A 21,937-nucleotide genomic window follows, 5' to 3' on the forward strand; every position below is an offset into this window, starting at 1 on the left:
GCCCTACTTCTTCGCCGGGGCGGCCGCACGGACCGGAGCGGGACGGGCGGCAGGCGCGATGGTCACGCGATCGCCCTCGCCGAGGAAGCCGGCCCCCGCCACCACGACCCGCGCCCCTGCGGCCAGGCCGCTGACCGCCGTCGAATTGGTGGTGCGCGACAGCACCGTCACGGGCTGGAAGTGGGCCCGGTTGTCGGCCCCCAGCATGAAGACGCCGGCGCGGTTCTCGCGGTACAGCACCGAGGCGGTTGGCACGGTCACGGCGGGTTGGTCGCCGACCTGGATGCGGGCGCGGGCGAACATACCGGGGCGGAAGCCGCCCCCGGTCAGGGCGATACGGGCCACGCCCAGACGGTTTTCGGCGTTGACCTCGGGGGTCACGATGCGGACACGGCCGGTCGTCTCGCCGATCTGGTCGGAGGTGATGACAGCGCTCTGGCCCGCGCGGACCAGCGCCAGATCGGTCTCTGGCACCTGGGCGTCCAGCTCGAGCCGGCCATCGCGGACTATGCGGAACAGTTCGGTCCCGGCCGAGATGATCTGGCCGCGCGTGACGTTGCGGCTGATGACCAGACCCGAAACGGGAGCCTTGATCGTCGCCTGCGACAGGCGCGTGCGCGTTTCGGACAGAGACGCCTGCGCCGCCAGGACATTGGCGCTGGAGGCGCGCTGGTTGGCCAGGGCCGTGTCCAGCGAGGCCTGGCTGAGGAAGCCCCGTTCCTTCAGCTCCTGGGCCCGGCCCAGGGCCGCCTGATCGCGCGCCGCGTTGGCCTCTGCGGTCTGCACCGCCGCCTGCTGCTGGCGCAGCTGGGCGCGCAGCAGGGCGTCGTTCATCTGCACCAGTGGCTGGCCTTGCCGGACCCAGGTCCCCTCGTCGACGTAGACGCCGGTGGCCGTCAGGCCGCCGGTCTCGGCGCCGACAGGCACTTCTTCCCAGGCCGACACCGTGCCCGAGGCCGTGACGGTGCGCGGCAGGTTTTGCAACGAAGCGACCACCACCGACACGGTCTGGCTGGAGGCGCCGCCGCCTGCCTTGGCGCCCGCCTTGGCCTCGGCCTTCCTGGCGTCGTCGCCGCCGCCGCAGGCCGCCAGGGCCAGGCTGACGATGACCGCGGCCGCGCCGGCCCCCATGTTCCGCTTGATGTTCGCCACGTCTGATCCCCTGCAGGGCGCCGCGGCGGGGAGGCCGCGCGCCGACCATCAGGCGCCGCTCCGGCGCTCTGTCATCAGCTGTTGAATAGCGGGTCCGCAACCGGTTCTCAAACCCGAAAGCGCGGCCTTACAGCGAAGTAATCCGCCACAATCGCGGTGCCGGGGCGACGGCAGGACGGCGTCCGCGTTGGCGATTCCGCCCCGCCGTGCTACCGGCGCGGCCATGACGACCCCTCCCATCGACCGTATCCGGAATTTCTCCGTTGTCGCGCACATCGACCACGGCAAATCGACCCTGTCCGACCGCCTGATCCAGTTCACCGGCGGGCTCACCGCGCGTGAAATGTCGGCGCAAGTGCTTGATTCGATGGATATCGAGAAGGAGCGGGGGATCACCATCAAGGCGCAGACGGTGCGCCTGAACTATAAGGCGAAGGACGGGCTCGACTACGTCCTCAACCTGATGGACACGCCGGGCCACGTCGACTTCGCCTATGAGGTCAGCCGTTCGCTGGCGGCGTGCGAGGGCAGCCTGCTGGTCGTCGACGCGTCGCAGGGGGTCGAGGCCCAGACCCTGGCCAACGTCTATCAGGCCATTGACAACAATCATGAAATTGTCCCGGTCCTGAACAAGATCGACCTGCCGGCGGCCGAGCCTGAGCGGGTGCGGCAGCAGATCGAGGACGTCATCGGCATCGACGCCTCCGAGGCCGTCCTCTGCTCGGCCAAGTCCGGCATCGGCATCGAGGACGTGCTGGAGGCCATCGTCACCCGCCTGCCGGCCCCGAAGGGCGATCCCAACGCGCCGCTCAAGGCCCTGCTGGTCGACGCCTGGTACGACCCCTATCTCGGCGTCGTCGTCCTGGTCCGCGTCTTCGACGGCACGCTGAAGACCGGCCAGCGCGTCAAGATGATGCAGAACGGCTCGACCCATCTGATCGACCGCGTCGGCGTCTTCCTGCCCAAGAACACCCCGGTCGACCAGCTCGGCCCCGGCGAGGTCGGCTTCATCACCGCCCAGATCAAGGAGGTCGCCCACGCCGCCGTCGGCGACACCATCACCGACGAGAAGAAGCCCACCGCCGAACCGCTGAAGGGCTTCAAGGACGTCCAGTCGGTGGTCTTCTGCGGCCTGTTCCCGGTCGACGCCGCCGATTTCGAGGACCTGCGCGCCGCCATCGGCCGCCTGCGCCTGAACGACGCCAGCTTCACCTATGAGATGGAGTCCAGCGCCGCCCTCGGCTTCGGCTTCCGCTGCGGCTTCCTCGGCCTGCTGCATCTGGAGATCATCCAGGAGCGGCTCAGCCGCGAGTTCAACCTCGACCTGATCGCGACGGCCCCGTCGGTGGTCTACAAGATCGCCTTGCGCGACGGCTCGGAGATGGAGCTGCACAACCCGGCCGACCTGCCCGACGTGATGCAGATCCTGGAAATCAGCGAGCCGTGGATCAAGGCGACCATCCTGACCCCCGACGAATACCTGGGCGGCGTCATCAAGCTGTGCCAGGACCGCCGCGGCTCGCAGGTCGAACTGTCCTACGTCGGCAGCCGCGCCCTGGTGGTCTATGAGCTGCCGCTGAACGAGGTGGTGTTCGACTTCTATGACCGGCTGAAGTCGATCTCGAAGGGCTATGCCTCGTTCGACTACGAGCTGTCGGACTACAAGGTCGGCGATCTGGTCAAGATGAACATCCTCGTCAACGCCGAGCCCGTCGACGCCCTGTCCATGCTGGTCCACCGCGGCCGCGCCGAGATGCGCGGGCGCAGCATGGTCGAGAAGATGAAGGAGCTGATCCCCCCGCACCTGTTCGTCATCCCCATCCAGGCGGCCATCGGCGGCAAGATCATCGCCCGCGAGACGGTGCGGGCGCTGCGCAAGGACGTGACGTCCAAATGCTACGGCGGCGACGCCACGCGGAAGAAGAAGCTGCTGGAGAAGCAGAAGGCCGGCAAGAAGCGGATGCGCCAGTTCGGCAAGGTGGAGATCCCGCAGGAGGCGTTCATCGCGGCGCTGAAGATGGATGAGGATTGAGGCTCGGCGAATAGAACTGACGCCAGTGCTCGACTTGCGGTTGGTAAGTCCTTGTTCCTGACTTGTTCTCCTGGCAGAATCTCCCCAACCTGCCACCCTGAACAAGCGCGGAATCGCCGTGTCGGAGTATGCCCTTATGGTGAAACAGGCTGGCCAGGCGGCGACCGATGAAGCGGTGCGCCGGGGCTATATCGAAGGCCCGCCTTCGCCTGTGGTCACCCAACCGGCCCTGAAGCTGCTTCGCGGCGGCAAGGATCAGCCACCCGCTGACTTCACATTTATCGACCTGTTCGCCGGGATCGGCGGGCTGCGGCGCGGGTTCGAGTCCATCGGCGGGCGCTGCGTCTTCACGTCCGAGTGGGACAAGTACAGCCAGAAGACCTACGCCGCGAACTTCCCCGACGACGACCACGAGATCAACGGCGACATCACCAAGGTGGATGTCACGGACATCCCGGCGCACGACGTGCTGCTGGCCGGTTTTCCGTGCCAGCCGTTCTCGATCGCCGGCGTGTCCAAGAAGAACGCCCTGGGCCGCGCCCACGGGTTCGAGGACAAGACCCAGGGGACGCTGTTCTTCGATGTGGCGCGGATCATCAAACATCATCAGCCCGCCGCCTTCCTGCTGGAGAACGTCCGCAACCTGGTCAGCCACGACAAGGGCAAGACGTTCCAGACCATCAAGGACGTTCTGACCGGGGAACTTGGCTACACCATCGACTTCCGGGTCATCGATGGCCGTCACTGGACCCCGCAGCACCGGGAACGGATTTTCATTGTCGGCTTCCGGGCCGATCAGGGCTTCCGCTTCGCGGATATGAAGCTGCCTGACGCGGCGCCCAAGCTGGTGGAGATTCTTCACCGCGAAGGCGACGAGTCCGAGATACCGGACCAGAAATACACCGTCGGCAACTCGGGTCGTGTGGCGGACAAATACACACTGACGGATCACCTCTGGAACTATCTCCAGCGCTACAAGGAGAAGCACCAGGCGGCCGGCAACGGCTTTGGTTTCGGTCTGGTGGGGCCGGAGAATGTCGCCCGCACCTTGTCAGCCCGCTACTACAAGGATGGGTCGGAGATTCTGGTGAAACGAGGTGAGGGGGAGACGCCTCGCCGTCTTACGCCGCGCGAGTGTGCGCGCCTGATGGGTTTCGATTCTCCGCGTGGCGCGGAGTTCATCATCCCGGTGTCGGACACCCAGGCCTATCGCCAGTTCGGCAATTCTGTTGTTGTGCCGGCCGTGAAAGCCGTCGCCGAACATATGAAGCCGCACCTCTTCGCCGCTCTCGGGAAACGGCCGAAGGCCGGGGTTGGCTGACGTCGTCGATCCGGCGACCCGCAGCCGGATGATGTCCGGCATCCGGGGCAAGAACACCAAACCGGAGTTGATGATCCGCAAGGCGCTGCATGCGCGCGGGTTTCGCTATCGGCTGCACTGCGATCTGCCGGGAAGGCCGGACATCTGCCTGCCTAAGCACCGGGCGGTGATCTTTGTGCACGGCTGCTTCTGGCACGGACACGACTGCCATCTGTTCAAATGGCCAAAGACGCGACCGGAGTTCTGGGAAGCAAAGATCGGGCGCAATCGGCAGGTCGATATCGAGGCCGAGAACAGACTTCTGGATGCGGGCTGGCGCGTGGCGACGGTATGGGAGTGCGCTCTCAAGGGACGTGAACGTCTATCGCTTGAAGAACTGACCACCCGCTGCGCAGACTGGTTGAAGTCAGGGCAACAACGTCTGACCATCAGAGGGACCTGATTTGCGCAGGGGAATGTTGTCCGACCTGTTCGCAGGCGCCGTCGCCAAGCGGCTGACGCTGGTTGAGACCATCACCGAGCGATCAAACCAGCACGAGTTCCAGGGCGTTCAGCCGCTTCGCCAGCTTTTGGGAGATGAGGACCGCAAGGGCGTTCCTACACGGTTTATCTGGCTTTCAGATGAGCAGGGCTCTCTCACCGAGGACGGATTTCTGAGTTGGTCGAACGTCCGCAAGGGCAAGCCTCGATCGCCGGAATATCACCTCTACTATTCCACCAACGCCGTAACCGAGGCGATGGCCGTCGGTGATCTGCTCGTCATCGCCTTGCAACGCGATGGATCATTCCTGACGATTGTCACACCCGCCGCCGGGGCAGTCCAAAACCAGCTTCTGTGGCTGTTTGGCCTGGAGCCGCCGGACGAGCAAAACGTCACTGTTCAGCATCTTGATGCGGAGCACGACACCGAGCTGGGATTTGCAGCAAGGTATATTCTCGATGAGCTTTCCATCGAGCCGGAAGAGCCCGAGGCTGATCGCCTCGATCAACTGATTGAACCGTATGGGCTGACCTTCCCCAAGACGAAGGTCTTCTCCGAACTCGCACGGCGTTCGCTGCCCGAAGTCTCAGCGATTGATGACCCGGACGGCGCGCTCGTCGATTGGCTGGATCAGGAGGAGCGGCTCTTCCGGAGACTGGAACGGAGGATTGTTGTCGAGAGAATTGGGAATGGCTTTCAAGCGGCCGGCGTTATCGACGTCGATGGCTTCCTGTCATTTTCCCTGAGCGTCCAGAACCGTCGAAAGGCCAGGGCCGGTCAGGCGCTCGAGAACCACCTTGAGGCGGTTTTTCTGGCACAGGAGATTCGGTTTGCGCGGGGTGCGCAAACGGAGAATCGCAACAAGCCGGACTTCCTGTTCCCCGGAGCGAACGACTACGCGGACGCTGCTTTCCCTGAAGCGCGGCTGACCATGCTGGGCGCCAAATCGACCTTGAAGGATCGATGGAGGCAGGTGCTTTCAGAAGCCCGTCGCATTGAGCACAAGCACCTTTTGACACTTGAGCCGGGCATCTCCGAGAACCAAACCGACGAGATGCGGGCAAAGTCATTGCAACTCGTCATACCGCGTCGGCTGCACGAAACGTTCATGCCCGCCCAAAGAGATTGGTTGATCGATTTGACGAGTTTTCTGGAGCTTGTTCGCGCCCGGCAGGACGTCATCTAGCCGCACCACGTCTTCGGACGATTATTTCCTAGCACTCCCATTCACGGCCCCGCCTGCGTTTGCGGGCCGATTTCGCCCGTTTGCCATACCCGCTGCGCGCCCCGCCCATAATTCGCGACATGACACAGACCCATGCCGATGAGCTCCCGCCCCGCCGACCGCGCCCGCCGGTCATCCCCGGCCACTATCGCCTGAGCAAGGAGAGCTGGGCCGAGATCGTGGAGGCGTACCGGAACGGCGCCACCGCGCGCGAACTGGCGGTCAAGTGGAGGGTCGCGCCGGGGTCGGTCTATTACCACGCGTGCCGGGACGGCTGGACCAAGAAGACCAATGGCGACGACCGGGCGCGGGCCCATGCGCGCGCGGTCGAGGCCGCCGAGGCCGTGCGGGCCGAGCGGCCGCGGGCGGACCGGATGGCGCTGAAAAACCTTTTCGCGCCCGAGGGCGCCGACGACCCTCTGGCCGGCGATCCCGTCGCCCTGGCGCGGGTGGCGGCGATGGCCTCGGGGCGGGCGATGCGGGGGCGGATGTGGGCCGAAGCCCGGGCGCTGACCGGGCTGGCCGAAAGCTATCAGCGGATGGCGGGGCAGGCGCAGGCGCGCGAGGCGGGGACGCTGGAGACCCTGCCGCTGGCCAGCGTGTTCAATGTCGCCATGGCCAGCGAGGAGCGGCTGGAGGCGCGCTTCCACGTCAACGAGCGGCCGGGGGTGAAGGACCCGGACCGGGACCTGAAGAACGAGTGGTGGGAGCTGCGGCGGTTCCGGCAGCAGCTGGAGACGGCGCAGGAAGGCTTGATGGAGGAGCTGGGCGCCCACAGCCGACGGCTGGAGGCGATGGTGCGGGCGGCGGGGCTGACGCCGCCGACGTTCGAACCGGCGCCGGTGACGCTCAAGACGGGGAGTTCCTGGCCCCCGGAGAGCGGCTGACGTTTCTGCCGGGAGGGGGCTGACCGGCCCGGGTTGACCCGTTTTCGCGATCCGGTTCTATGGAGGTTCAATCCTTGCGGGAGGGGGTCTCAATGAATTGGCGCATGGTGGTTTCGTCGGCTCTGGCTGCGGTCGTGTTGAACGGCTGCGCCACGCGCGACCCCTTCGTTCATACCCGGCCGCTGGTGTCGCAATCCGAACTGCTGGGCGACATCGACCGCTGTCAGGCTCTGGCGCGGACGGGCGGCGCCGGAGCGAACGGAATGCCGTACAATCCGGCGCTGCCGTCCCAGGCCGGCGCCGCGCTGGGCGCCGGCATCGGCCAGGGCATTGCCCAGGCCCAGGCGCAACAGACGGGCTATGAGCGCTGCATGGCCGACCGTGGCTATCTGCAGACGACGCTGACGGCTGACGAACTCACCGCCTACCGCGCGCTGAAGACCGAGGACGAGCGCAAGGCGTGGCTGGCGGCGTTCGCGGCCCGCGACCACGGCGAACGGTCCGTCCGCCGCACCGAGCCCGAGTGCAGGCCCAATCTGCTGGTGGCCTGCAACTGAGCCGCACGCCCGCGCCCTCGCGGCGGCCGCCGTCAGGGCCGTGGGGTCAGGGCATCCGCCAGACGGTTTCGCCAAATGCCGTCGCGGCGTGGGTGTGGAACTGGCGCACGACCTGACCCGGGAGGCAGGTGTTCCCTGTCGGGACGTATTCGAAGAAGGCATCCGGATAGCGCACGCAGGTGCCGATATCGCCCGACCATTCCCGGTTGGATCCGTCCGTGGTCACGCCATACAGGTAGAAGCTCCGGTTCATCGTCGTCGCCAGGGTGCTGCAGGCGCCGCTGGCGATCGCGAACCATCCCCGGGTGGCGAACCGCGTCTGCCCTTCGGGCACGTAGGACACAGCGACGACGGCCGGCATGCCGCTGTCGTTACAGGCCTTGATGCTGATGTTGGAAGGTTGCGGCGTCGGTTCGTCCTCCTCCTCCTCCCACGCTTCGTCGTCCCATTCGTCCTCGTCCGCGGACGAACGGAGCTCGCTGACGGAGAGCGTCGCCGCCGCCGTCCCTTCGGCCAGACGACCGACCCAGACGTCGTAGACGCCGGAGGTCGGCGTCTCGAACACGACCTCGGCGGCCAGCCCCGGTCCGCTGTCGTCGTCGCAAACCAGTCTTCCGTCGGGTCCGTTGACCAGCAGGGTCGTGTCAGCGTCCGAAGCCGTACGGAAAATCAGCGGCGAGACGCCCCCCGCCGTCCAGCGAACCTCATAAGTCGCCGCCTCGGTGATATGGCCGCGGCACGCCTCCGGCAGGCTGCGGCCCTCCACATTGGCCGGACCGCCGGCGCGCACGGTCACCTCATGCGGGTCCGGGCGGAAGCCGTAGCTCATCGCCCGGGAGCCGTAGAGCGGCGCGAGGCGCGTGTTCTGCGCCGCCGCGACGCCGGGCGTCCCGACGAGGGTCAGGCCCAGGATCGCCGACAGGGCGACGCGCGCGCCGGGCGCGGACTGGTTGATCATCAAAGGGTCCCCCGACCGCGGTTCAGAACAGTGCGCGGGGCGAACGCTAATCGGGAGACGTCCGGACGCCAACCCAATTCGGCCGGCGCCCCTCCACCGCGTCGCGGTCCCCCTTCGCTTCGCCAACGGGAGGAGAAACCGGGGCGTCTAGTCGTGCCCGTGGCCGTCGGTCTCCGCCTCCGCCGCGCCGGCGGCCCAGCCTTCGCCGCCGGTTTCCGCGAACCAGAACGGCGCGCGGGCCCGCTGACGCGGGGCGACCTCGTTCATGCCCGTGTCGTAGACCCGGCCGTTGGCGACCGTGTAGGCGATGGACGTGGTGTTGCGGATGTTCTCCAGCGGGTTGGCGGTCAGCACCACCATGTCGGCCAGCTTGCCGACCTGCAGCGAGCCGAGGTCGCGGTCCAGACCCAGCGACCGGGCGCCGTTCAGGGTGCCGGCGCGGATCACGTCGAGGGGGGCCATGCCGCCCTGGGCCAGGCTCCACAGCTCCCAGTGGGCGGCCAGACCCTCGCGCTGGCCGTGGGCGCCGATGGAGACGCTGACGCCCTGTTGCGACAGGCGGTTGGCCTCACGCGCGATGGAGATGTGGTTCCACTCGTTCTCCGGCAGGGTGACGGGGCGGCGGGCGCGGGCGTCGAGGATGCGGCGCGGGACGTATTGCGTCAGGATCGGGTGGTTCCAGACCTCGCTCTCCTGGTACCAGTAGTTTTCGCCATAGCTGCCGCCATAGGCCACGACCAGGGTCGGGTTGTAGGCCGTGCCGGTCTGGCGCCACAGCTGGTGGACGTCGTCGTAGAGGACGGCCAGCGGGATCGAATGCTCGATCGTGGTGTGGCCGTCGACGATCATCGACATATTGTGCTGGAACAGCGAGCCGCCCTCGGGGACGACCATCATGTTCAGCTGGCGCGCGGCCTCGATGATCTGCTGACGCTGGTCGCGGCGGGGCTGGTTGTAGCTCTTGACGCTCCAGGCGCCGGCGGCCTGCATGCGGCGCAGGGTCGACAGGGCGTCGTCCAGGCTCTCGACCTTGACCGTGCCGGCGCTGGTGGCGCCGTACAGGATGGAGCCGGTCGAGAAGATGCGCGGGGCGACGACGCGGCCGGCGCGGGCCAGCTCGCTGTGGGCGAAGATCTCGCTGGTGTCGCTGGACGGGTTGTGGATCGTGGTGACGCCGAAGGCCAGGGAGGCGTAGTCGACCCAGCTCTGTTCCGGGATGATCTCGTCCGACCCCATGGAGCCGTGCCAGTGGGCGTCGACGAGGCCGGGCATGATGGTCTTGCCCGCCATGTCCATGACCGGAACGCCGGCGGGAACGGGGGTGGTGGCGGCCGGGCCGATGGCCTCGATGCGGGCGCCGTCGACGATGATGACGCCGTTCTCGATGACCTCGGCGCCGTTCATGGTGATCAGCCGGGCGCCGGTCAGGGCCATGCGGCCCTCGGGCCGGTCCGTTTCGGCGCTGAAGCCGATGTTGATCCCGCGCTCGTCGGGCCGGGGCAGTTCGTCCGGCGCGCCGTCCACGAAGGTGAAGGACTGGTTCAGGTCGCGGCTGAACAGCTCGGGGCCCTGCGACCACTGCAGGCGGCGGCTGTCGCCGGACCAGCTCAGCCATTCGCCGGAATCGCGGGTGACCCGGGCCTGGGGCAGGGACTTGCCGTCGGGGGCGATGGCCTGGGGCCGGCCGGCGGCGACGAAGGGGGCGACATAGGCCTGGAACCGCTCGGTCCAGCCGACCCAGTTCCCGTCGGGCGAGATGGCGAACTCGGCGGCCCATTCGCTGGTCAGGTGGGTGCGTTTGTCGTCGCCGTCCAGGTCGACCGAGATCAGGGTGCGCTTGTCGCCGTCGCGGCCGGTCAGGAACAGGCGCTCGCCGTCGGCGCCGAACTGCGGGCCCTCGCCGTCGTCGGTGATGTGCACGGGCTCGCCGCCCGCCGTCGGGACGCGGTAGATTCCGGGGTCGCGGCTCCACAGGGCGGTGGTCAGGAAGCCGTCGCTGGTGGTGCGATAGACGATGGTCCGGCCGTCGGGGCTGAAGGTCGGCTCGACATAGTGGCCGGGGTTCGGCGTCACGACACGCCCGGCGCCGCCGGACGCCGGAACCACGCGGATGGAGCCCAGCTCCTGATCGTCCCAGGTGGTGTAGACGATCGACCGGCCGTCGCGCGACCATGACGGATAGAGTTCGAAATGGTCGCTCTGGCGGGTCAGGCGGCGGGCCGTTCCGGTCGGCAGGTCGCGGATCCACAGATTGCCCAGGGCCTCAAACACCACCTTGGTGCCGTCGGGCGAGGGGCGGGCCCAGCGGAGCATCTTCACGTCGAACCGGTCCGGCGCCGCCTCGATGGGGAAGCGGACGGTATCCTGCACCCGACGGGTGTCGGCGACGTGGAAGGGGATGTCCGCGACGGCCCGGGACGCCACGTCGACGCGCTGGATGCGGCCGTCGGCCCAGAAGACGATGGAGCGGTTGTCGGGCGTCCAGCTGATCGCCGGATAGACGCCGTGGATGGCCCAGGTCTCCTGCATGTCGCGGTCGAGGGCCGAGAAGACCGGGGTCTCGCGCCCGGACTCGATGTCCATGACATACAGGGTCGACTGGTAGCGAACGCGCCGGATGAAGGCCAGGGACTTGCCGTCGGGCGAGGGCGTCGGGCGGATCGAGCCGCCGGGACCCGTGACATAGGCGTCGATCTCGCCTGTCTCGCGGTCGAGGCGGCGGATGACGTAGATCTGGGTGTTGACGTCCTTGGAGTATTCGAACGTCGTGCCCGGCGTGGCGTCGTCGCTGAAATACAGATAGCGGCCGTCGGGCGAGAAGGCGGGTTCGCCCGTGTCCTTCTGCTGGGTGCGGCGCTCGGTCATCTGCACCCCGCCGCCGCCCGAGCGGTGGTACATCCACAGCTCGCCGGCCCCCAGCGAGCGGGCCGAGGTGAAATGCTTGCGGGCGACGATGAACTGGCCGTCGGGCGTCCATTCCGGCTGGTTCAGCAGGCGGAAGGTCTCTTTCGACACCTGCGTCGGGTTCGAGCCGTCGGCGTCCATGATCCAGATGTTGTCGCCGCCGCCGCGATCCGAGGTGAAGGCGATGTGGCGGCCGTCGGGCGACCATTTGGGCTGCATCTCCCAGGCCACGCCGCTGGCGATGGCGCGCGCCTCGCCGCCGGCGACCGGCATGACGTAGATGTCGCCCAGCAGGTCGAAGACGATGGTCTGGCCGTCGGGGCTGACGTCCAGCGACATCCAGGTGCCGCGGGTCACGTCGATGGGAATGTCGCGCGACGGTCCGGGCGGGTTCTGGACGTCCCATTTCGGTGTTTCGGCGGGAGCGGCCGCGGCTCCCTCCTGCGCCGCAACAGGAGCGGCGGCCGGAGCAGGAACCGGCGTCGGCGCCGGAACCGGCGGCGACGCCAGGGGCGATACCGGCTCGGGCGTCTGGGCCGTGGCCGGGAATGCGAACGCCAGCGAGGCGGCCGTGGCCAGGAGGATGCGCTTCATGGTTTCGTGCCCCGCAACAGACGTCTGAACCGCCCCCGGGGGCGCCGCGTCCTTGTCGGGCGGCAACAGAGCATTGCCGGGCAGGCCAAGTCCAGCCGTCGGGCCGCCGCCGCGCCGCGCCGAAGCGTGAATTCTTTGTCATGCGGCGACAGGTTGTGACCGCCTGCCGCCTGCGTCATGGTTCGTGAAACAACAAGGGCACAAATCCGCAATGCGTATCCAGATAGTGTTGGCCGGCGTCGCGGCGGCCGCCGTGATGGCCTTCCCCGCGCTGGCCCAGGAGGGCCAGTACGGCGAGCAGCTGAACCGGATCGTCACCGAGGCCGCCGCCGGAACCTGTCTGGAGGCGCTGATGGCTCCGTCCCTGCTGGACGCCTGCAACGGCCAGATCCAGGGCATGGCCCCGGCGCTGAGCGCCATGGGTGCGATCGAGTCCATGACCTTCGTCAGCGCGCAGGACACGCCCGGGGGCCGGGTCGAGACCTGGGCCGTCAAATTCGCGGGCGGCCAGACCCTGAGCTGGGTCATCGGCCATCAGCAGGACGGCAAGTTCAGCACCGTCGGCACCGCGGGCTAGCGAATGACCCTTCTGCCGGGTCTCATCCTCGCCGGACTGATCGCGGCCCAGACCGGGACGCAGACGCCGCCGATCTTCCAGCCGGGCGCGCCCGGCCAGGGCGCGCGGGTGATCACGGCCGAGCAGGCGGTGGCGCTCAGCCGATCGACCTTCACCGCCGCTGACGTCGCCTTCATGCAGCACATGATCGTTCACCACGCCCAGGCCGTGGAGATGGTCGGCCTGCTCGAGACCCGGGGCGCGAACCCGGCCGTCCGTATGATGGGCCGCCGCATCGCCCTGAGCCAGCAGGCCGAGATGGACATCATGCGCGACTGGCTGAGCCAGCGCGGCCAGCCGCTGGAGATGCCGGGCATGTCCCACGCCGGCATGGATCACTCGGCCCACATGGGCCACGCCCCCGCCCACGCCATGCCCGCCTCCGACACCCCGGTCATGGCCGGCATGCTGTCCCCGGCGCAGATGCAGACCCTCGCCGCCGCCACCGGCCCCGCCTTCGACCGCCTGTTCCTTCAAGGCATGATCCAGCATCACCAGGGCGCGCTCGACATGGTCGACGCCCTGCTGGCCAACCCCGGCGCGGCCGAAGACACCCTGCTGTCCGATTTCACCAACTCCGTCGTCGCCGACCAGTCGACGGAGATCCTGCGCATGCAATCCATCCTCTCAGACCTCTGAACCCTCACCCCAAGGAGCGGCCATGAACGTTCGCAGCACCCTGCTTTCCACCGCCGCCGCCCTCGGCGTGCTGATGAGCGCCGGCCTCGCCTCGGCCCAGGCGCCCGCCGCCCAGGTCATCACGGCCGACGCCCGCAGCGCCCTGACCGGCGGCCTGCACGACGCCGGCCAGCTGGCGAGCGGCATGACGCTGGAATATTCGGTCCAGCCCGCGCCCGGCTTCTACGATCCCGACGCCCTGTTCGCACCGCCGCAGAACGCCGCCGAGGCCGCTGCCTTCCAGGAGCGGATGCGCAACAATCCCAAATACGGCCCCCTGGCCCTGGCCAACAGCGACATGGCCATGTCCAACGGCCGGCTGTTCGTCGGCAATTTCAACGGTTTCAACGCCTATGACGTGACCCGCGGCGCGCCCGAACTGGTCATGTCAGTGGTCTGCCCCGGCGGTCAGGGCGACGTCTCGGTGGTCGGAAACCTGCTGTTCATGTCGGTGGAGCAGAACCGCGCCCGCCTCGACTGCGGCACGGCCCCCGCAGAGGGCGACGTCAACGCCGAACGCTTCCGCGGCATCCGCATCTTCGACATCAGCGACCTGAACGCCCCGCGCCAGATCGCCGCCGTCCAGACGTGCCGCGGCTCGCACACCCACACCCTGGCGCCCGACCCGGCCGATCCGCGCAGCCTCTACATCTACAACTCGGGCACCGCCGACGTTCGCAAGACCGAGGAGCTGGCCATCTGCACCGACGGCCAGCCGGACCAGAACCCCGAGACCGCCCTGTTCTCCATCGACGTCATCAAGGTGAACCTGGACCGGCCGCAGGACGCCGCCATCGTCAACCGCCCGCGCATCTTCGCCGACAGCCAGACCGGCCGCGTCGCCGGCCTGTGGCGCGGCGGCGCCGCCGGCATCGCCAGCCAGCGCACGGCCCAGACCAACCAGTGCCACGACATCACCGTCTACCCCGAGATCGGCCTGGCCGCCGGCGCCTGCAGCGGCAATGGCATCCTGCTGGACATCTCGGACCCCCGGAACCCGACCCGGGTGTCCGACATCTTCGACCCCGACATGGCCTACTGGCACTCGGCCACCTTCAACAACGCCGGGGACAAGGTCGTCTTCACCGACGAGTGGGGCGGCGGCATCGGCGCGCGCTGCCAGGCGACCGACCCCTCGACCTGGGGCGCCAACATGGTCGCCACCATCGAGAACCGCACCCTGCGCGGCCGGGCCTTCCACAAGCTGCCCTCGGCCCAGGGCGCCGACGAGAACTGCGTCGCCCACAACGGCATGATCATCCCCGTCCCCGGCCGCGACCTGATGGTCCAGGCCTGGTATCAGGGCGGCGTCTCGGTCATGGACTTCACCGACCCGACGAAGCCGTTCGAGATCGCCTATTTCGACCGCGGCCCGGTCGAGGAGGGCAAGCTGATCGTCGCCGGCTCATGGTCGGCCTACTGGTTCAACGGCCGCATCTACTCCAGCGAGATCGCCCGCGGCCTCGACGTGCTGAAACTGGTCCCCGGCGAGTTCCTGTCGGCGGCCGAGATCGCCGCGGCCGAGTCCGTCCGCTCCGACCAGATCAACCCCCAGACCCAGATGCGCATCAACTGGCCCGACCACCCCGACGTGGCCCAGGCCTGGCTTGACCAGATATCGCGTTCGCCGACCGCCGACGCCGCCCTGACGGGACAGGTCCAGGCGGGCATCGACCAGTGGCGCCGTCGGGCCAGCAACCGCCGGGGTTCCGCCGAGCTGGCCGCGGCCCTGACCGCGGCGGCCGACAAGGCGACCGGGGCCGACAAGGGCCGGATGCAGTCGCTGGCGGGGATGTTCGAGCGGCGGGCGGGCTGACGCCCGGGGCGGACGGCAGTCCGTCGGCGGAACGGCGTCCGGTCCCCGGCGTTATGCCGGGGAACCGAAAGAGTGTGTCATGTACAAGCTTATCCCGATCACCACCGCCCTCGTCCTCGCCCTCGCCGCCCCGACCGCCGTTCTGGCCGATCCCGGCAATGGAAAGGGCGGCGGCGACAGACAGGAGCGCGGCAATCGCGGCGGCGACGATGATCGCGGCAACGGCAATGGCCGGGGCAACGGCAACGGCCGGGACGATGACCGCCGCGCCGATCGGCCCGAGGTCCGGATCGTCGAGGCGGTGCGCGGCCGCAGCAGTGAACGCGGCGGCGATGACGCCTCCGACGACCGCCGCGAGGTGCGCCGCGAGGCCGCGCGGCAGGTCTTCCAGACCCGTGACGGCCGCCCCGTGGTCTATTTCAATCGCGACGACGACCGCGGTCTGATCGCCGGCTGCCCGCCTGGACTGGCGAAAAAGGACAACGGCTGCCTGCCCCCGGGACAGGCGCGCCAGATCGCCCGCGCCGCCGGCTTCGACCGCTATGAGTCGCTGTGGCGCCGTGAGGGGGACCAGTCCCGCTACCGCTATGAGGACGGCTATCTGTACCGCATGAACCAGCAGGGCTCGCTGCTGGGCTATTTGCCCGTCCTGGGCGGGGCGCTGGCGCCCGGCGCCGCCTGGCCCTCGCAGTATGCGTACCAGCCGGCCCCCGACTATTATTCCAGCTATTTCGGCCTGCCCGCGAACCAGGACTACCGCTATGCCGACGGCGCCCTGTACGGCGTCAATCCGCAGACGCAGATGATCAGCCAGGTCGCGGCCTTGCTGACGGGTCAGAACCTCAGCGTCGGCCAGCCCATGCCCGCCGGTTATGATGTCTACAACGTGCCGTCCGCCTACCGCGGCCAGTACGCCGACAACGCCAATGCGATGTACCGCTACAACGACGGCTATGTGTATCAGGCCGATCCCAAGACCCAGCTGGTGACGGCGGTCATCCAGCTGTTGACCTGATCCCGGACGCGACAGAGAGCATGACCATGAGACTGACAATGCGCTGGGCGCTGGCGCCCCTTTGCGTGATGGCCCTGGCCGCCTGCGGCGAGGGCGCCGACAAGACAGGAGAGGCGGCGGACGCGTCCGCGCCCTCGAACCGGACCATCACGGAGATGCTGAAGGGCGACCGGGCGTTCGGCACGCTGGAACGGGTGCTGGAGAATGCCGCGCTGGGCGACGTGCTGGCGGGCAAGGGCCCCTATACGGTGTTCGCCCCCTCCGACGCGGCGTTCACGGCCTCGGCCGGGGATCTGGGCGACGAGGCGATGAAGGCCCAGGGGGCGGCCATGCTGCGGGCCCATATCGTGCCGGGATCGCTGACCCGCGCCGACATCATCGCCGCGATCGACCGCGGCGGATCCGGCACGGCCCAGATGCGCACCATGGCCAACAGCCTGCTGACCTTCTCGAAGGAGGGCGAGGCCGTGATCGTGACCGGAGACAACGGCGCCCGCGCCCGGCTGACCGGCGACGAGGCCGTGGCTTCGAACGGGGTGGTCCAGCCGGTCGACGCCCTGCTGGTCAAACCCGCCGCGCCCGCGGCGAGCTGAGCATTGACCTGACGCCGGGCGGGGCCGACAGCTTCGGCTCCGCCCGCCGCCAAGGACCCCGCCATGCGCGCTGAAGGAAAGGCTCCCCGCCTCGCCGTGCTGATCGACGCCGAGAACGCCTCGGCGCGGATCGCCGAGGCGCTGTTCACCGAGATCGCCACCCTGGGTGAGGCCTCGGCCCGGCGCATCTATGGCGATTTCGCCAGCGCCCAGATCGCCGGCTGGACCCGGGTGCTGGCCCGCTACGCCATCCAGCCGCAGCAGAATTTCGCCAACACCAAGGGCAAGAATTCGGGCGACATCGCCCTGGTCATCGACGCCATGGACCTGCTGCACTCGGGCCGGTTCGACGGCTTCTGCCTGGTCTCGTCGGACGCCGACTTCACCCGGCTGGCGTCGCGCATCCGGGAAGAGGGCGTCGACGTCTTCGGCTTCGGCGAGCAGAAGACGCCCGAAAGCTTCCGTCAGGCCTGCACCCGCTTCATCTACACCGAGAACCTCAGCGCGCCCGCGGGCGCGGACGCGGCGCCCGCCGCATCCGGACGGCGGACGGCCGGGACGGGCCCCGGCGCGGGCGCCCCTCCCGCTCCGGCGCCCGGCAAGCGCAAGCCGGTCGAGGCCGCCCGGCTGATCGCCGCGGTCATCGCCGACATGGACGAGGACGGCGAGGGCTGGGTCACGGTCAGCGGCCTGGGCGACCGGCTGCGCAACGCCTATCCCGACTTCGACCAGCGCACCTACGGCTACGCCAAGCTGTCCGACCTGATCCGGGGGACGGGGCGGTTCGAGGTGCAGACCGGCGCCGCCGGCGGGGCCATGCGGATCCGCGACAAGGCCTGACGGGTCAGCGCGCGCCCAGCAGGTCGGACCAGCGCCAGTCGCCGCCGCCCAGCGCCAGCCGCGGCGCGCCCGGTCCCTCGGCGAAGGCGATGACGGCGAGGCCGCGCATCGGCTGGCTCCGGCATTCCCGGGGGGAGAAGGCGACCTCAAGGGCGATGGCCTGCCGGACACCGGCCAGGCCCTTGCCCGCCTGGCCGGGATCCTGGATCCAGTCGCCGTCCCAGACGAGGATGGCGCGGCCCGAGGCGGGCATGGCGCGATGGGCCTGGGCCATGGCCGCGCGCACCTCGGGGTCGGCCCGCAGCGCGTCCTGCAGCCGGCGAACCATGTCGCAGGACCCGCCCGCCGCGCCGGCGCCGGCGCCTCTACCTCCACCTCCGCCCGATCCCGAACCGCCGCCCTGACCGGTCCCGGCCTTGAGGGCGCCGGCCAGCTGGGCCTCGCCGATCACGGCCATGGGGGCGACGACAGGGGTCGGGTTGGCGGGCAGGGTCGGGACGTCGGGCGGCAGCGGCGCGCGGACCGGTCGCGGACGCGGCGCGGCGCGGGCCGGTACCGGGCGCGGCGGCGCGGGCGAGGGGGCGGCGGCGGGCTCGGCCGTGACCGGACCGGGCGGCAGCTCGGCGATGACAGGGGCAGTGGGCGGCGGCGGAGGCGGCGGTGGTCGGGTCAGGGTGACCGCCACGGCCCTCGGCTCGGGCGCGGGCGCAGGAATTGTGATCGGCGGCGGGGAAGAGGAGGCGAGGACCAGAAACAGCGTCAGGTGCGCCGACAGACTCAGGGCGACGGCGGGCGCCCATGCCCGCATCCGGCGGCCGGACGGGGCGGGACGGCGCGGGGCCGATGCGGTGGCGCCGGGTGATGTTCCGGCTTGCGTCTCAGGGTCTGGCCGCACGTCAACATCCCGACCGGCGAGCCCGCTGGCGCCCGCGCCGATCTGAAGACCATCCGCCCGCGTCAACAAGGTGGCGGCGGAAAGGCGTCTGCCGCGCCCGCTCCGATACGGCTCAGCTAATGGTCAAGGTGACGCGTTTTGGCCCCATGCGGGTCATCACTCCGCCCTCCGGGTTACGGCAGGTTCACGTCCGCGCACCTATGCGGGAGCGGCGCCCCGCCAATCAGGAGACGACACTTGACCCGATCGAAACTCAGGACGGCGGCCATGACCGGCGTGGTTCTCGCCCTCGGCCTCGCCGCCAGCGGCTGCGCCAGCCACAAATTCGTGCGTGAGAACCTGGCCGTGGTCGACACCCGGGTGACCCAGGTCGAAGGCACGGCCGGACAGGCGCTGGAACGGGCCACCGCGGCCCACAAGCTGGCGGAAGGCAAATTCCTCTACGAGGTCGTGCTGTCGGACGACTCGGTGAAATTCCCCACCGACCGCCACGCCCTCTCGCCCGAGGCCGAACAGCGCCTGGCCGAACTGGCCCAGCGTCTGAAGGGCGAGAACCGCAACGTCTATCTGGAGATCCAGGGTTATACGGACGCCAGCGGCGACGCCGAATACAATGATCAGCTGGGCGAGGCCCGGGCCGAGGCCGTCCGCCGCTCGCTGAGCCGTCAGGGCATCGCCCTGAACCGGATGGCGACCATCTCCTATGGCGAGGAATCGCCGGTGGCGCCGAACGAGACGCCGGAAGGCCGGGCCCAGAACCGGCGCGTCGCGATCGTCGTCCTCAGCTAGGACGACCCCGCAAGCGGGCGGCCGGGCCTTCGGGGCCGGCCGTCTGTTCGGGCGACGGATTCAGGCGATTGACGGCGCGCCTGCGCTCCCCTCTTGTGTCGGCCCCTTCGATCCCGAGTTGACCATGACCGACGCCCAACCCCTCGTCTTCACCGACAATCCGATGAACCCGCTCGAGGAGGCCCTGTACGAGGGGCTGGCCGATGCGTCCCGGATGGGCCTGTTCGAACGGCTGATGCTCGAGGCCGACCTGTACGCCGTGCCCGAGCCCGAAGGTCCGGGCGGCACGCCCGGCGACGACGGCGCCAAGGTGCTGCGGGCGGGCGAACAGCTGATTCTGCGCGGCGTGGTGCTGAACGATGGCCGCAACACCGTGACCCTGTTCACCGATCCGCGCCGGGCCACGAAGATGTTCGGCGAGGACGCCCGCATTCTGGCCATGCAGGGCCGGGCCCTGCTGGATATCCTCAAGGACGCGGTGGTGCTGCTGAACCCCGAAGGCGGCAAGGGGCTGTTGCTGAACCCTGATCAGATCAAGGCCGTGCTGGAGCATGAGCCTGTACGGCCGCTGCGCCCGGTCTCGGGCCGCGTCGAACTGCATGAAGTCGAACCGGAGAATGAGCCGGTCATGCTGACGCAGGCGATCAGGGACACCTTCCCGGCGCCGATGGTCGAGGCCGTCTGGGTGGCCCGCGCCGTCTGGCCCGATCTCGGCCAGATCGGCTGGTTCATGGACATCCGCTCGGACCGCCCGGCGGACGAGTTGAAGGCGCTGGCTGTGCGCGGCGTGCGCGGCCTCAAATTCGGACCGGAAACCCTCGACGTCTCGGTCAGCAAACCCGGCGGCAAGCCGGGCGTCGGCGTCAAGGTGATCTAGAAGCGCACCACCGTCCGCACCGCCCGACCGTCGGCCAGCCGGTCGAAGGCGGCGTTTATGTCTGACAGGGCGATCACCCCTGTCAGCAAACGGTCGACAGGCAGGCGGCCCTGTCTGAACAGGGCGACATAGCGGGGGATGTCGCGGCTTGGGACGCAGGTCCCGATATAGCTGCCCTTCAGGGTCCGTTCCTCGGCGACCAGCGAGACGACATTGACGGCCAGCGCCGCCTCGGGCGGCGGCAGGCCCGCGGTGACGGTTGTCCCGCCCCGCCGGGTCATGCGCCAGGCGGCGTCCAGGGCGCGGACCGAACCGGCCATCTCGAACACGAAATCCGCGCCGCCGCCGGTCAGGGCGCGGACCTGTTCCACGGCGTCGGCGTCGCCGGCGTTGACCGTCCGCACCGGACCCAGGGTGCGGGCCAGCGCCAGCTTGTCTTCGGACAGGTCGACCGCGACGACCGGCGACGCCCCGGCCGCCAGCGCGCCCAGCACCGACGACAGCCCGACCCCGCCCAGGCCGATCACGGCCACGCTCTGGCCCGCCCGGACCCCGGCGGTGTTCACCACCGCCCCCACGCCCGTCAGGACGGCGCAGCCGAACAGGGCGGCGTGTTCGAACGGCAGGTCGACGTCGACCTTCACCAGCGAGCGGCGCGAGACGACGGCGTGACCGGCGAAAGCCGAACAGCCGAGATGGTGGTTCAGGTCGCCCGCCGCGTCATGGATGCGGCGTCCGCCGGTCAGCAGCTCGCCCTTGCCGTTGGCGGCGGCGCCCGGCTCGCACAGGGCGGGGCGGCCCTCGGCGCACGGGTTGCAGTGCCCGCACGAGGGCATGAAGACCATGACGACATGGTCGCCGACGGCCAGATCGGTGACGCCGTCGCCCAGCGCCTCGACCACGCCCGCGGCCTCGTGACCCAGGGCCATGGGCAGGGGGCGGGGCCGGTCGCCGTTGATGACGCTGAGGTCCGAATGGCACAGGCCGGCGGCCTTGACGGCCACCAGCACCTCGCCGTGGCCGGGCGCGTCCAGGGTGACGGTCTCGATCGAGAGGGGACGGCTGTCCGCATAGGGACGGGGGGCGCCCATGGTGCGGAGAACGGCGGCGGTGGTCTGCATGGCGGCACGCTAGGCGCTTGACGCGGCGTCCGCCAAGCCCAAGGCTGAGGTCAGGCGCGCACAGACGCGCCGGGGAAACATTGCGCTCAAGCAGCGAGGCGCCGCGCGCCGAGCGATAGCGCACCAAAGAGGGACTTCATGACCGGCACCATCGAACGCACGAAGCGCGGCGACTATCGCCGGTTCCAGGCCATCTCAACGCGATGGATGGACAACGACGTCTACGGCCACGTGAACAATGTCGTCTATTATTCGTGGTTCGACACGGCGGTGAACCGGCTGCTGGTCGTCAACGGCGTGCTGGACATCCATCACGGCACGACCATCGGCCTGGTCGTCGAAACGGGTTGCCGCTATTTCGCGCCGACCGCCTTCCCGGATGAAATCCAGGCCGGGGTGCGGGTCGCCCATGTGGGGACCAGCTCGGTCCGCTACGAGATCGGCCTGTTCCGCAACAACGAGGACGACGCCGCCGCCGTGGGCCATTTCGTCCACGTCTATGTCGACCGCGAAACCAAGCGGCCGGTGCCGGTGGATGACAAGATGCGGGGCTTCCTGGAGAGCCTGAAGGCGTGATGCGACTTCT

At 69.0% G+C, this 21,937-nt stretch carries 20 protein-coding genes; 15 read left to right on the plus strand and 5 right to left on the minus strand.

Annotation, left to right across the window (positions count from 1 at the left end; all coding sequences use genetic code 11):
- Window positions 1-3: 3 nt before the first annotated feature.
- Window positions 4-1,152, minus strand: a complete 1,149-nt coding sequence (locus tag PSV23_RS16620; RefSeq protein WP_300471280.1) for an efflux RND transporter periplasmic adaptor subunit — start codon at window positions 1,150-1,152, stop codon at window positions 4-6.
- 223 nt (window positions 1,153-1,375) lie between these two features.
- Between PSV23_RS16620 and lepA the strand changes: the two genes are divergently transcribed.
- From lepA to PSV23_RS16650, 6 genes are all read left to right on the plus strand, one after another.
- Window positions 1,376-3,184: a translation elongation factor 4 gene (gene lepA, locus PSV23_RS16625; RefSeq protein WP_300471283.1), complete on the plus strand. Its 1,809-nt coding sequence runs from the start codon at window positions 1,376-1,378 to the stop codon at window positions 3,182-3,184.
- Between the two features lie 136 nt (window positions 3,185-3,320).
- Window positions 3,321-4,505 carry a DNA (cytosine-5-)-methyltransferase gene (dcm, locus tag PSV23_RS16630; RefSeq protein WP_300471286.1) on the plus strand — a complete coding sequence of 395 codons (1,185 nt, stop codon included), beginning with the start codon at window positions 3,321-3,323 and terminating at the stop codon, window positions 4,503-4,505.
- On the plus strand, window positions 4,498-4,947 hold the full coding sequence (locus PSV23_RS16635) for a very short patch repair endonuclease (protein WP_300471288.1): 450 nt from the start codon (window positions 4,498-4,500) through the stop codon (window positions 4,945-4,947). The genes dcm and PSV23_RS16635 overlap by 8 nt, the downstream gene beginning before the upstream one ends.
- A gap of 16 nt (window positions 4,948-4,963) precedes the next feature.
- Window positions 4,964-6,172 (plus strand): type II restriction endonuclease, encoded by a 1,209-nt coding sequence (locus tag PSV23_RS16640; protein ID WP_300471291.1) that lies wholly within the window; start codon window positions 4,964-4,966, stop codon window positions 6,170-6,172.
- Between the two features lie 119 nt (window positions 6,173-6,291).
- Window positions 6,292-7,098 carry a hypothetical protein gene (locus PSV23_RS16645; protein ID WP_300471294.1) on the plus strand — a complete coding sequence of 269 codons (807 nt, stop codon included), beginning with the start codon at window positions 6,292-6,294 and terminating at the stop codon, window positions 7,096-7,098.
- 92 nt (window positions 7,099-7,190) lie between these two features.
- Window positions 7,191-7,655: a hypothetical protein gene (locus PSV23_RS16650; protein ID WP_300471296.1), complete on the plus strand. Its 465-nt coding sequence runs from the start codon at window positions 7,191-7,193 to the stop codon at window positions 7,653-7,655.
- Between the two features lie 46 nt (window positions 7,656-7,701).
- On the opposite strand, the gene PSV23_RS16655 is transcribed toward PSV23_RS16650, so the two are convergent.
- Window positions 7,702-8,613 (minus strand): DUF1036 domain-containing protein, encoded by a 912-nt coding sequence (locus PSV23_RS16655; RefSeq protein ID WP_300471298.1) that lies wholly within the window; start codon window positions 8,611-8,613, stop codon window positions 7,702-7,704.
- 147 nt (window positions 8,614-8,760) lie between these two features.
- Entirely contained in the window at window positions 8,761-12,111 is a 3,351-nt protein-coding gene (locus tag PSV23_RS16660) for an amidohydrolase family protein (protein WP_300471300.1), read from the minus strand.
- Between the two features lie 211 nt (window positions 12,112-12,322).
- On the opposite strand from PSV23_RS16660, the gene PSV23_RS16665 reads away from it, so the two are divergent.
- The 6 genes from PSV23_RS16665 to PSV23_RS16690 all read left to right on the plus strand — a co-directional run bounded on the left by PSV23_RS16665 (window position 12,323) and on the right by PSV23_RS16690 (window position 17,669).
- Complete coding sequence (locus PSV23_RS16665; protein ID WP_300471302.1) at window positions 12,323-12,688, plus strand: hypothetical protein; 366 nt, start codon at window positions 12,323-12,325, stop codon at window positions 12,686-12,688.
- A 3-nt stretch (window positions 12,689-12,691) separates the two neighbouring features.
- Window positions 12,692-13,366: a DUF305 domain-containing protein gene (locus PSV23_RS16670; protein ID WP_300471305.1), complete on the plus strand. Its 675-nt coding sequence runs from the start codon at window positions 12,692-12,694 to the stop codon at window positions 13,364-13,366.
- 22 nt (window positions 13,367-13,388) lie between these two features.
- Window positions 13,389-15,221, plus strand: coding sequence for a hypothetical protein (locus tag PSV23_RS16675; protein ID WP_300471307.1), 1,833 nt, complete (start codon window positions 13,389-13,391; stop codon window positions 15,219-15,221).
- Between the two features lie 79 nt (window positions 15,222-15,300).
- Window positions 15,301-16,236 (plus strand): hypothetical protein, encoded by a 936-nt coding sequence (locus PSV23_RS16680; protein ID WP_300471309.1) that lies wholly within the window; start codon window positions 15,301-15,303, stop codon window positions 16,234-16,236.
- Between the two features lie 26 nt (window positions 16,237-16,262).
- A complete protein-coding gene (locus PSV23_RS16685; RefSeq protein WP_300471312.1) occupies window positions 16,263-16,829 on the plus strand; it encodes a fasciclin domain-containing protein in 567 nt (188 codons plus the stop codon).
- 63 nt (window positions 16,830-16,892) lie between these two features.
- Complete coding sequence (locus PSV23_RS16690) at window positions 16,893-17,669, plus strand: NYN domain-containing protein (RefSeq protein WP_300471314.1); 777 nt, start codon at window positions 16,893-16,895, stop codon at window positions 17,667-17,669.
- 4 nt (window positions 17,670-17,673) lie between these two features.
- Here the strand turns inward: PSV23_RS16690 and PSV23_RS16695 are convergent, their stop codons facing one another.
- On the minus strand, window positions 17,674-18,564 hold the full coding sequence (locus PSV23_RS16695; protein WP_300471318.1) for a hypothetical protein: 891 nt from the start codon (window positions 18,562-18,564) through the stop codon (window positions 17,674-17,676).
- Window positions 18,565-18,801: 237 nt separating this feature from the next.
- Between PSV23_RS16695 and PSV23_RS16700 the strand changes: the two genes are divergently transcribed.
- Together PSV23_RS16700 and PSV23_RS16705 are read left to right on the plus strand one after the other, a co-directional pair.
- Window positions 18,802-19,353 carry an OmpA family protein gene (locus PSV23_RS16700; protein WP_300471321.1) on the plus strand — a complete coding sequence of 184 codons (552 nt, stop codon included), beginning with the start codon at window positions 18,802-18,804 and terminating at the stop codon, window positions 19,351-19,353.
- Window positions 19,354-19,477: 124 nt separating this feature from the next.
- Entirely contained in the window at window positions 19,478-20,230 is a 753-nt protein-coding gene (locus tag PSV23_RS16705) for an SseB family protein (RefSeq protein WP_300471323.1), read from the plus strand.
- Here PSV23_RS16705 and PSV23_RS16710 read toward each other — a convergent pair.
- Window positions 20,227-21,351, minus strand: a complete 1,125-nt coding sequence (locus PSV23_RS16710; protein WP_300471326.1) for a zinc-dependent alcohol dehydrogenase family protein — start codon at window positions 21,349-21,351, stop codon at window positions 20,227-20,229. The genes PSV23_RS16705 and PSV23_RS16710 overlap by 4 nt on opposite strands.
- A gap of 138 nt (window positions 21,352-21,489) precedes the next feature.
- On the opposite strand from PSV23_RS16710, the gene PSV23_RS16715 reads away from it, so the two are divergent.
- Window positions 21,490-21,927 carry a thioesterase family protein gene (locus PSV23_RS16715; protein ID WP_300471328.1) on the plus strand — a complete coding sequence of 146 codons (438 nt, stop codon included), beginning with the start codon at window positions 21,490-21,492 and terminating at the stop codon, window positions 21,925-21,927.
- Window positions 21,928-21,937: the final 10 nt, after the last annotated feature.

The organism is Brevundimonas sp., assembly GCF_029946145.1.
Taxonomy (GTDB): Bacteria; Pseudomonadota; Alphaproteobacteria; order Caulobacterales; family Caulobacteraceae; genus Brevundimonas.

Coding starts and splice junctions, on each gene's coding strand:
- lepA (WP_300471283.1), top strand. CDS start 1,376: ATGACGACCCCTCCCATCGACCGTATCCGGAATTTCTCCGTTGTCGCG.
- dcm (WP_300471286.1), top strand. CDS start 3,321: ATGGTGAAACAGGCTGGCCAGGCGGCGACCGATGAAGCGGTGCGCCGG.
- PSV23_RS16645 (WP_300471294.1), top strand. CDS start 6,292: ATGACACAGACCCATGCCGATGAGCTCCCGCCCCGCCGACCGCGCCCG.
- PSV23_RS16650 (WP_300471296.1), top strand. CDS start 7,191: ATGAATTGGCGCATGGTGGTTTCGTCGGCTCTGGCTGCGGTCGTGTTG.
- PSV23_RS16655 (WP_300471298.1), bottom strand. CDS start 8,613: ATGATCAACCAGTCCGCGCCCGGCGCGCGCGTCGCCCTGTCGGCGATC.
- PSV23_RS16660 (WP_300471300.1), bottom strand. CDS start 12,111: ATGAAGCGCATCCTCCTGGCCACGGCCGCCTCGCTGGCGTTCGCATTC.
- PSV23_RS16665 (WP_300471302.1), top strand. CDS start 12,323: ATGCGTATCCAGATAGTGTTGGCCGGCGTCGCGGCGGCCGCCGTGATG.
- PSV23_RS16670 (WP_300471305.1), top strand. CDS start 12,692: ATGACCCTTCTGCCGGGTCTCATCCTCGCCGGACTGATCGCGGCCCAG.
- PSV23_RS16675 (WP_300471307.1), top strand. CDS start 13,389: ATGAACGTTCGCAGCACCCTGCTTTCCACCGCCGCCGCCCTCGGCGTG.
- PSV23_RS16680 (WP_300471309.1), top strand. CDS start 15,301: ATGTACAAGCTTATCCCGATCACCACCGCCCTCGTCCTCGCCCTCGCC.
- PSV23_RS16685 (WP_300471312.1), top strand. CDS start 16,263: ATGAGACTGACAATGCGCTGGGCGCTGGCGCCCCTTTGCGTGATGGCC.
- PSV23_RS16690 (WP_300471314.1), top strand. CDS start 16,893: ATGCGCGCTGAAGGAAAGGCTCCCCGCCTCGCCGTGCTGATCGACGCC.
- PSV23_RS16705 (WP_300471323.1), top strand. CDS start 19,478: ATGACCGACGCCCAACCCCTCGTCTTCACCGACAATCCGATGAACCCG.
- PSV23_RS16710 (WP_300471326.1), bottom strand. CDS start 21,351: ATGCAGACCACCGCCGCCGTTCTCCGCACCATGGGCGCCCCCCGTCCC.
- PSV23_RS16715 (WP_300471328.1), top strand. CDS start 21,490: ATGACCGGCACCATCGAACGCACGAAGCGCGGCGACTATCGCCGGTTC.